Source organism: uncultured Clostridium sp., assembly GCF_947072515.1.
GTDB lineage: Bacteria > Bacillota > Clostridia > Clostridiales > Clostridiaceae > Clostridium.
Genome location: NZ_CAMTIG010000089.1, coordinates 1 through 9,872, shown reverse-complemented (window position 1 = coordinate 9,872; position 9,872 = coordinate 1). Strand labels below are relative to the sequence as shown.

General features: G+C 26.7%; 11 protein-coding genes. 2 read left to right on the top strand and 9 right to left on the bottom strand.

Translation table 11 applies throughout. The features are described 5' to 3' along the window. Positions 1–10: 10 nt before the first annotated feature. Positions 11–322 (bottom strand): hypothetical protein, encoded by a 312-nt coding sequence (locus Q0W06_RS18295; RefSeq protein ID WP_297639174.1) that lies wholly within the window; start codon positions 320–322, stop codon positions 11–13. Between the two features lie 249 nt (positions 323–571). Next, positions 572–934 (bottom strand): hypothetical protein, encoded by a 363-nt coding sequence (locus tag Q0W06_RS18290; protein ID WP_297639171.1) that lies wholly within the window; start codon positions 932–934, stop codon positions 572–574. A 269-nt stretch (positions 935–1,203) separates the two neighbouring features. On the opposite strand from Q0W06_RS18290, the gene Q0W06_RS18285 reads away from it, so the two are divergent. Further along, positions 1,204–2,082 (top strand): LysR family transcriptional regulator, encoded by an 879-nt coding sequence (locus Q0W06_RS18285; RefSeq protein ID WP_297639168.1) that lies wholly within the window; start codon positions 1,204–1,206, stop codon positions 2,080–2,082. A 127-nt stretch (positions 2,083–2,209) separates the two neighbouring features. Next, a complete protein-coding gene (locus Q0W06_RS18280; RefSeq protein WP_297639166.1) occupies positions 2,210–3,178 on the top strand; it encodes an AEC family transporter in 969 nt (322 codons plus the stop codon). A 69-nt stretch (positions 3,179–3,247) separates the two neighbouring features. On the opposite strand, the gene pnuC is transcribed toward Q0W06_RS18280, so the two are convergent. The 7 genes from pnuC to Q0W06_RS18245 all read right to left on the bottom strand — a co-directional run bounded on the left by pnuC (position 3,248) and on the right by Q0W06_RS18245 (position 9,694). After that, positions 3,248–3,997 carry a nicotinamide riboside transporter PnuC gene (gene pnuC / locus Q0W06_RS18275; protein WP_297639163.1) on the bottom strand — a complete coding sequence of 250 codons (750 nt, stop codon included), beginning with the start codon at positions 3,995–3,997 and terminating at the stop codon, positions 3,248–3,250. A gap of 218 nt (positions 3,998–4,215) precedes the next feature. Next, the gene (locus Q0W06_RS18270; protein WP_297639161.1) at positions 4,216–4,491 is read right to left on the bottom strand and encodes a hypothetical protein; all 276 of its coding nucleotides are present in this window, start codon (positions 4,489–4,491) and stop codon (positions 4,216–4,218) included. 20 nt (positions 4,492–4,511) lie between these two features. Next, positions 4,512–5,372, bottom strand: a complete 861-nt coding sequence (locus Q0W06_RS18265) for a hypothetical protein (RefSeq protein ID WP_297639158.1) — start codon at positions 5,370–5,372, stop codon at positions 4,512–4,514. 3 nt (positions 5,373–5,375) lie between these two features. Continuing rightward, positions 5,376–7,586, bottom strand: a complete 2,211-nt coding sequence (locus Q0W06_RS18260; RefSeq protein ID WP_297639155.1) for a heavy metal translocating P-type ATPase — start codon at positions 7,584–7,586, stop codon at positions 5,376–5,378. Positions 7,587–7,604: 18 nt separating this feature from the next. Continuing rightward, positions 7,605–7,979, bottom strand: a complete 375-nt coding sequence (locus Q0W06_RS18255; RefSeq protein ID WP_297639153.1) for an HMA2 domain-containing protein — start codon at positions 7,977–7,979, stop codon at positions 7,605–7,607. Between the two features lie 10 nt (positions 7,980–7,989). Then, positions 7,990–8,559, bottom strand: coding sequence for an HMA2 domain-containing protein (locus Q0W06_RS18250; protein ID WP_297639151.1), 570 nt, complete (start codon positions 8,557–8,559; stop codon positions 7,990–7,992). A gap of 610 nt (positions 8,560–9,169) precedes the next feature. After that, on the bottom strand, positions 9,170–9,694 hold the full coding sequence (locus tag Q0W06_RS18245; RefSeq protein WP_297639150.1) for a hypothetical protein: 525 nt from the start codon (positions 9,692–9,694) through the stop codon (positions 9,170–9,172). Positions 9,695–9,872 lie beyond the last annotated feature (178 nt).

Genomic DNA, 9,872 nt, shown 5'->3' with positions numbered 1-9,872 from the left:
AGTGTATCAATTAAATTGATACACTTTCTATATATTCTTTATATTCATCACTTAAATAGAAATCTCTATTTGTTTTATAAGTATAATATACAGGTATGCTATCATAAGCATATTTTAAATTAAGATCTAAATATCTTTCGCATTCAATTGCTAATAAATATAAATCTTGTGTAGATTTAGATGCATTATATCTAAGAAGTAATAAGTAAATTTCAGTGTCCATGCTGTTCACTTTTCTTGCTAGTTTTCTTGCCTTACTTTTTGCATCTTGAAATTTTAAAAACAATTCCATTTGATTGTAGTATTTATTGGTATTTAACATAATTTACTTCAACTCCTTCTGTAAAATTTTATATAATTATATCATTAAACCTTCTTATTGTTAAATAAAATTAACCATCTGAATAAAATATTTCATTCTAATACTCTAAGTTCACTTTAAACATTAATTTCTAATAATACTTATTCCTTTTTTAAGCATCTTCAAATATATATTCAATTAAAATATTATTTCTTTAATCGCAAAAAAAATAAATGCAGTGATTTGCATTTATTTTAATTGTTTATTCATTTAATTTGCAGCAATATCTTGCCCTAAATTAATTAATAGTTGCTTTTGTAATTCTACTATATTTTTTGCACTATCATTTTCTATAGTTGGTATAGTTGCATTTAAATCTCTCTGTGCTTGACTTGTTAGTGTTCCTAAATTTCGTTGTTCATCCTGTTTAAGCTGCTCTATATAATTATTAATAATGACATTATTACTTCTTATTGCATCTAATTGTTCTGCTGTAAATTTATCTCCGTATTTATTTGTGTACGCAATTGTATTTTTATTACAATTCATTGCAAGTACAGTTCCTGCAACACCTATTATAATAACTATCACAACTATGATTATTCCTATAATTATCTTTTTCTTTTTTTTCATTTGTCCCCTCACAATCTTTATTAATCTATTTTCATTAGTATTATGCCTCTTTTTATAATAATATCAGAAATTATCATAAAAATCGGTATATTATTATGAAGAATTCTAAATAGTTCATCTTCTATATTAATCTTCTCTTTTTGAATAGTTTCTATTAAAAAAAAGCTTAAAATCTCACTTTTAACAATTTTTTCTCTCGTTAAATGCTATAATTTTCTTATTAGAAATTATTATATTTCAATAAATACTATATAGAAAGGGATGATATTATGAATATAAAAGACTTAGAATATTTTGATTGTCTTTGTGATGAAAAAAGTTTTACTAAAGCAGCTGAAAAACTTTTTATTTCTCAGCCTTCTGTAAGCTTTTCCATTAAAAGATTGGAATCCGAATTAAATTCTAAACTAATAATTAGAAATCAATATAGTAAAGAACTAAAAATTACAAATGAAGGATTAATCTTTAGAAAGCGTGTTAAAAACATCCTTTCTGAATTAAATGAGGCTAAAGCAGAACTTTTAAAATGTAAATCTAAAAAGATAAAATTAGGCATTCCACCTATTATAGGTACATATTTTTTCCCAAAGTTTGCAAGCTATTTTTCTGATAGTGAGTTTGTCGAAAATGTTGAATTTATTCAGTGCGGTTCAAAAAAAATGAAAGATATGCTTATGGATGGTTCTGTAGATATAGCTTTAATTGGTTCTCTAAATCCTATTTTAGATGAACATATAAATAGTAAAGTTCTTTTTACAGATAAGTTTGTTATGTGCTTAAGTAAAAATAACCCTATTTTAAGAGATCCCGACTTAAACTTTTCAAAATTGAGTGATTCTCAATTTATTGTTTTAAGTGATGCTTCTATTCATTTAACTGTTTTAAATAAACTTTTTAATGATTTTAATATAACGGATTCTAAAGTTTGTTATATAGATGAAATTCAAACTGCAAAAACACTTATTGCTGCTAATTTTGGTGTTGGAATATTAGCTAATATGGCTGTTCAAGATTTAAAAGGAATTGTTACTAAAGACTTAAGAAAACCTATTCCCTTTTATATTTCCATTGCCACTAAAAAAGGTCATTACCTATCTGAGATGGAAGAAAATATTATAAAAGTAATGAATAGTGCAACCATTATATAAATTTTAATTATATATAATAAAAAAAATATATTTAACTTAATTTTCAGAAAAATTATATAATTAACTCAATTCAAGATTTAAAAAAATATTTGATTATATAAAATTATTATGGAAAGGAAGTTTATTTATGTTATTTCTTAATTCAGTACAAAGTGTTTTAACTGTTATTTTAATGATTGCATTAGGTTATTTTTTAAAGAAATTCAAGTGGTTTGGTGATGGATTTGCTAAAGGTATTTCATCATTAGTTGTAAAAATTGCATTACCTTGTGCTATATTTATGTCTATTCTAAGCCATTTAACAAGAAGTAGCCTTCTTAGTTTATCAGGAAGTCTTATCTACCCATTAGGAACAGTAGTTATTTCGTATATAATTGCTTACATCCTTATGAAAGTATTAAAGATTAGACCTGGTCGTAGAGGGATATTTTTAAATGCTGTTGCAAACGCTAACACTATATTCATAGGAATGCCTTTAAACTTAGCTTTATTTGGATCTATTAGTATTCCATTTTTCTTAGTTTGTTACGTTAGTAATACTGTTTCAACTTGGGCATTTGGTGTCTTCTTAATTGCTAATGATGACCCAACTAAAGATAAAAATTCTAAAGGTAGCGTATTTAATTGGAAGAAAGTATTATCACCTCCATTAATGGGATTTATACTTGGTGTTATTTTCTTACTATTAAATATCCCAGTACCTAAATTTATAGGTTCTGCATTATCTGATGTAGGTGGAGTTGTTACTCCTCTAGCTTTAATTTATATCGGTATTATTTTATATGATGCTGGACTTAAGAGTATTCGTTTTGACAGAGATACAGTTGTTGCATTAATTGGACGTTTCATTATTTGTCCTGCAATAATAATTGCATTAATTCTTATAGGTTCATCTGCATTTGGTGTTAATTTGCCAACTTTAATGAAACAAACATTTATAGTACAAGCCGCAACTCCAATGCTTGCAGTTTTACCTATACTTGCTAGTGAATATAATTGTGATGTTGAATATGCAACTAATCTTGTTACTTCAAGTACAGTATTATTCGTTATAGTTATTCCAATATTAATGGAATTAACTCAATTTATAAAATAGTTTTCTCAAGTATACCTTATATATAAAAAATGGATGGGAACTTCCCATCCATTTTTTTTATTATTTATTTTATTTCTTATTTAATCTCTTCCAATTTACAAAACCGTATATTCCATTTAATGTGAACTGAATCCACATTATAGCTCCTGATAATGAGTTGAATGAAAAATGTTTTGCACTAATTAATGAAAGTACAAATAAAACTATACCTACTGCATCTGTTAAAATCCAGAAATACCATTGTTCAACATATCTTTTTATTGATGTTATAACTGCACAAATCATCAATGTAGATGTTAATGAATCTATGATAAATTGTTTATCGGGATCAATATGTACATTAAATAATGCTTCAAATATGTTTGGTAATTGTTTTAATAATATTCCATATAAAATCCATACAACTATAAAGAATATAGCTAAAGTAATCCAATTCTTAGCATTCATTCTTCTAACTTCTATTTCACCTGTATCACCTTGTTTTAAACTTTTATTCCATAAGTAAAACCCTACAAACTGCATTGGTATTTGGAATAAAACATATAAAATAACTTGACCATAAACATGGCTAAAGTAAGATACACATGCATAAGCTGCTGCATTAAAAAATCCCCAAATATAACAAACTACACTTGCTCTTGCCGTATATATCGCTGCAAATAAACCTGCTATTGTTGATACAAATCCTAATATACTAACTAAAGTAAATATATTTTCCCCATTAAGTACCGCGGGAGTAAAGAATAATACCACGTTTAAAACTAAAAATACTACAAAGTAGATTTTATGAAATTTTGAAAAAGACTTAAAAAAATTCATTTCTGCCTCCTAATAAATAAATATATTGTCTTTTACATAATACTAGAATTATTCATCATTTCATAATTATGTTTACATAAACTTTTTAAACTTTATGTAAACTAAACATTTTCTTTTTTTTATTAACCTTTTTTTGTATACTTTTTATCTTTTTTAAATTTTCTTATCTATAAAGTAAAAAAAACCGTAAGACAATTGTCCTACAGTTCTTTTTAAAATTAAGCTTGTATTTCTACTTCTTGCTCTGTTTGTGGTTCTGCTGCTAATTCTTTTTCTGCAATGAAATCTTCTATAAGTTCTTTATTTTCCATTAATTCTTCAATAGACATTACAGAGTAATCTTTAGCTCCTTCAGTTCCTACATTTATTCCTTGGTTTCTTAAAAAATCATCTACCTTAGATTGATTCTTTTTATATATATAATATCCTACTGCACATACTCCAACACCTACTAGTGCTCCTGTTAAATGGTCTTTGTTTATTGATTGTATCATTTTTAATTCCTCCTACGTTTTTAATTTATTGCATTTTTAAAGTTCTTAATACTAGTCTCATCTGTATGCATAAATGATGAGCCATTATCAAGCCCTTTAAATAAACTGCCTTCATAATTTTTTATACTATTATTAGTTAACATAAATGACTTTCTCATAGTGTTTCCTTCACCTTCTATAAACTTCTCTAAGAAAGTTCTCATTATATTAGTTTTCTTGAAGGATTCATTATCAGGTAATATTTTTATATCATAAAAAATTTCTTCTGATGATTTACTTTTAAATTCATTTATATTTATAATCATTCTTCCATAAGACATCTCTAATATATGCCTTCCAAAGGTTGTAATCCATGTTACAACAGATGGTAATAAGAAATTTCCTTTTGTAATAGAATTTACTAAGTACATAACTGAAACAACTTCTGGATCAAAATATCCTTTTTCATTTATTTCATTATATGCATGTTCACCAATAGCCCCAAGTGTGGTTCCTACTACTGCCCAGTTTATAAAATCTTTAATTCTTTCATTCATTGGAATATATCTACTAGCAGCTCCAATAGCTAATGTAGCTAAAGAATAGTAAGCCATAGGAGGCATATTCTTTCCTCTTGTGTTATATATAAATCTTATTGGTGTAAGATTATAATCTTTAGAATATAGTGCTACAATTCTTAAAATAACTTCATCATCTCTAACCTTATCTTCATCAAATAATACTACAATAGATTTAGTTATATTATTGTATTCAAAACTTCTTAGTCCATCCTTTTTTAAAAGTTCACTTTTCAAGTTTTGGATATTGATTATAGGATGAGATACTTTGAATCTTATTCTATTCTTAATTTTATGCACTATTACTATAGTTGGTTTATTCACCTTTTAAACACCTCTCTCCATGTTTGAAAACATAAGTCTTAAAGAGTTTGCTACAACAAAAATAGTACTTGAATTGTGAAGTACTGCTCCCCAGAATACTGGAAGTACACCTGATGCACTTAATATAAGTCCTGCACTATTTATACTTATTACCATTCCAAAGTTTTGTTTAACTACATTCATAGTTTTCTTTGATAAATCTATCATAGTTGGAATCATCATTGGATTATCACCTTGGATAGTTATATCTGCAGCTTCCATAGCTACATCCGTACTTCCACCTCCAAGTGCTATCCCTACATCTGAATAAGCAAGTGCCGGAGCATCATTTATTCCATCTCCTACCATTATTACTTTAGAGCCTTTTGATTGATATTTAAGAACCTCTTCCGCCTTATTTGCTGGTAAAAGTTCTGCTTTATATCCATCAACGCCCATAAGCATTGCTACTTCTTTTGCTTGATCTTCTAAATCACCTGTTAATAATACAATATCATCAATTCCTTGATACCTTAAATTATTTATAGATTTTTTCATGTTATCACGCATCTTATCTTTTATTCCAATTAATCCTATAAGTTCTCCATCAAACGCTACATATATAACATTTGCTCCTACAGATTGCATTCTAGCTTCCGAATCTAAAAATTCACCCATATTAACGTTATTTTCTTCTAAAAATAATTTACTTCCAACTAAGACTTCCTTATCATCAATGGTTGTTTCCATTCCTCTTGCAATATGAGTTATTACTTCTCCATACTTAGGAATTACAATGCCCTTTTCTTTAACCTTTGTCATTATAGCTACTGACATAGGGTGAGATGAGGTTTCTTCTGCTGCTCCCGCAATTTCTAGAATCTTTTCCTCATTGTATTCTCCATTAACAACTTCTATATTAGTTACAGCTGGTTTTCCCTCTGTTAATGTTCCAGTTTTGTCTAAAATTAATGTATCTGCATTTGCTAATGCTTCAATATAATTTCCACCTTTTATTAAAACACCATTTTTTACTGCAGTGTTTATAGATGCAGAGAACGCTGTTGCTGTTGATAATTTTATTCCACATGAGTAATCAATTATCATCATATTTAAAGCTCTACTTGGACTCTTTGTAACTAAATACGTTATTCCTGCAAATAAAAAGTTAAATGGAACTAAGTACGTTGAAAATTTATTTGCATAATCTTGTATTGGTGCTTTCTTAGAAGATGCATCTTCCACTAAATGAATTATTCTTGAAACGACAGTATCATCTCCTGCCTTTTCAACTTTCACAGTTAAGCTACCACTTTTAACTACTGTTCCTGCAAATACTTTATCATCTTTTCTTTTAACTACAGGTACAAATTCACCTGTAACAGAAGCTTGGTCTACAACACCTTCTCCTTTTATAACTTGTCCATCTACGCAGATTTTTTCTCCTGTGTGGATTACAACTAAGTCCTCAACACTAATTTCATCAATGGAAATCTTCTTTAAAGTTCCATCCTCCATAAGCTTCCAAACATCTTCTTCAGCTACAGATAATAGATTTTTTATAGAATCTCTTGTTTTTTCCATAGTGTATTTAGTCATAAGTTCTGCAACATCTGATAATAATGTTATCATTAAAGCTGATTTAGCATTACCTAAAAGTAAACTTGCAACTACTGAAGTTAAAGTTAATGTATCTGCATTTGGTTTCTTATCTACTAAAGCACCTTTAATTCCATTATCTATTAATCCTTTATTTAGATATATACTTGCAAGAGCTGGAATAGTTAAAAATTTTCCCATCATTCCAAATCTATCTACTTTATATAAATCATTTAAGTTTAATTTATCTTTTAAAACTGTATATCCTAAAACTCCTGCATTTAATGCTAATCTTTTAGCTATATCAAATGAAGTTTCATCATCCTCTTTTTTTCCATTGTAAGAAACTTTCTCTTTGCTTTTTCTTACTTCAGTAAAAATATTAAGTGCATATGTATTTATAACCGCATCTATATATTCTTTTATACTATTTTCAGATAACTCTTCTTTATAATTAACTAATACAGATCCTGTTACAGTATTTATCTCTGCATTATAAATGTTTTTATTTTTAAGAATACTCTCTCTAAATTCATCTATATATTTATTTATATGCTTTATTCCATTGCATTTTAATCTTAATCTTCCTTTAATGCTGTGTTTAATAATACTATTTAAAAGTAAGTCTTTATTCATCTTTTACCTCCTTTCAAATTATATGTTTTTAACGGCCTCATCTAATTGTTGATTTATAGTTTTTATTACAAAATCAAGATTTGTGTCTCCGTACTTTTCTATAACATCATAATTGTTTATTCCGACAGATTTAATAGTATCTACCCATTTTAAAACTTTCTTTTCATAAAGTTTATTAATATCATAGTTAACTAATATACTTCCTGTCACAAGATTTATTTCTACATTTGTTACCCCATCTAACTTTTCTAAAGCTTCAAATAAGAACTTTTGATATTCTTTATATTCATCTGGAATCATCTTCATAGAATTAACCTTAAATCTTATTCTTCCTGGAATACTATGTGATACTTTAATTTTTGCTATTTGAGATATTATAAATTTTTTTAACATTCCATCACCTCTAAATCATGTTCATTCCCCATCTAACTAATGTATATCCATTTGGTAATTGAAGAGGATTTAATCTTACACTTCTAGCTCCTACTACAAGACAAAGTACAGCTGCTACACTTTTAATATCTAGAATTCCACTTGTCTTATTATAGAATGCTAAATCTACTGCTTCTTTTACATTCTTTATTTCTTTTGATATTAATGATTTAGGCTTTTCACTTATCGCCTCTTCTAATCCTAATAATTTTATTACAACTCCAACCAATAAAGCTAATTCTAATTCCGCAGGATTATAGCATATAACTATACTTCCAGTAACACTATTCACTTCAATATTAGATATTGATTTCACCTTAGTTAGCTGAGATATTAAAACCTGAGAATATTCACTATTTTCCTTTATTCTAGGTGCATATAATCTAACTCTTCCTTTTATATTATGTTTGATTTCTAAAACACCTTTAAAACTTGGAACATTATCCTTCTCTTTTGTTTCCGTCTTTTTATTATTAAGAGCACTCGTTAATGCTTTGCTTCCTAAACTTATCAATAAAAATCTTAAAATTCTGCTATTCATTTCCTCACCTCCATAAAAAAACATATTTTTATTATATTTTACATTTTACCCACTTCTTCTTCAAGAACTTTAATAGAATTAAACTATTCTTCACATTTTCTTATTAAATATAAAATGGAGAAATATGAAATATGTGAAACCAAATTTAATAAAAATGATGATTTATTTAATTCTCTTGAACTGTTATTTCACATAGCAATATTTTAGCCAAATTTTCTTTAATTATAATTTGACTCTAAGTTTTGATACTTCTTAAAATCCTAATCCCTCACCTTCAATACAGTAGTATCATAACTATTAAGTTATGATACTGTAACTATAATAAAAAAGATTAAAGAAATTTTTCTCCAATCTTTTTCAATGAACTCTATTTTAGCGAAATAAAATTAGAAATTCCTACAATATAGTTATATATTTTTATATAGCTAGGAACTATTTGGGAGAATTCAAAACTACTTGGTGTAATTATTGCAAAATATAATAGATTCAATACTACTGTCAAATCTAAAATTATGATTATTTTACGTAGGTTTTTAAGTAATTTCATTATAAATGCAACTTTTTTTCTTTTTTAAAAATTTTCTATTTCTTTTTTCATAAAATTCCTCTATTACTCAATTGCCAATTCTTTTATTGCCTGCATCCACTTTTTTAAATTTATTTTTTCTTGGCTATTAAGCTCCCCTACATTATTCATACTTACCTTATTTAATAAATTCGAAATTTTAATAATATAATTTCCAATATCTTTTTGATTTTCTGTAATTGGATATCTATAATATATATATGTTTTAGCAAAAAAATTAGTAAAATTTGATTCTAATTCATTTATAGGTAGATTAGAATTATCAATTGATTCTAATCCTTTTGTTGCTAGCTCCTTTGCCTCCATATTATAATTAATGAGTTCTTTATAAATTTTATTATCTTTTAAATGCTTTCTATCAACATTTGTTAACTTATATTTATTAGGTAAATATTCCTTCAATCCTTCTTGTCCATTCGAATATACTTCTATATTACTTGCCTCAAAATATTTCAGCGTAGCATTATTTTGATGTAAATTATATTTAATAAAAATAGTTCCAAATAAAATTACGACTATACTAGCTCCACCTATTATAAATTTCTTCATATCCATCCCCCAACTATTAATGATACTTTAGTATACTAAACTCTCTTTAATAATTTATGAATAAAAAATCGAAGATTTATCTAATAACAAAGTTGGGCTCAAATGTGCCCAACACGAACCCTAGGCACAATGCTATCAACTTAAGAAAAAAACACTGAAAAATCTATAAATTTTCAGT

Excerpts from the sequence above, each read along its gene's own strand:
- Q0W06_RS18285 (WP_297639168.1), top strand. The coding sequence starts at position 1,204 with ATGAATATAAAAGACTTAGAATATTTTGATTGTCTTTGTGATGAAAAA.
- Q0W06_RS18255 (WP_297639153.1), bottom strand. The coding sequence starts at position 7,979 with ATGTTAAAAAAATTTATAATATCTCAAATAGCAAAAATTAAAGTATCA.
- Q0W06_RS18260 (WP_297639155.1), bottom strand. The coding sequence starts at position 7,586 with ATGAATAAAGACTTACTTTTAAATAGTATTATTAAACACAGCATTAAA.
- Q0W06_RS18290 (WP_297639171.1), bottom strand. The coding sequence starts at position 934 with ATGAAAAAAAAGAAAAAGATAATTATAGGAATAATCATAGTTGTGATA.
- Q0W06_RS18295 (WP_297639174.1), bottom strand. The coding sequence starts at position 322 with ATGTTAAATACCAATAAATACTACAATCAAATGGAATTGTTTTTAAAA.
- Q0W06_RS18270 (WP_297639161.1), bottom strand. The coding sequence starts at position 4,491 with ATGATACAATCAATAAACAAAGACCATTTAACAGGAGCACTAGTAGGT.
- Q0W06_RS18245 (WP_297639150.1), bottom strand. The coding sequence starts at position 9,694 with ATGAAGAAATTTATAATAGGTGGAGCTAGTATAGTCGTAATTTTATTT.
- Q0W06_RS18280 (WP_297639166.1), top strand. The coding sequence starts at position 2,210 with ATGTTATTTCTTAATTCAGTACAAAGTGTTTTAACTGTTATTTTAATG.
- pnuC (WP_297639163.1), bottom strand. The coding sequence starts at position 3,997 with ATGAATTTTTTTAAGTCTTTTTCAAAATTTCATAAAATCTACTTTGTA.
- Q0W06_RS18250 (WP_297639151.1), bottom strand. The coding sequence starts at position 8,559 with ATGAATAGCAGAATTTTAAGATTTTTATTGATAAGTTTAGGAAGCAAA.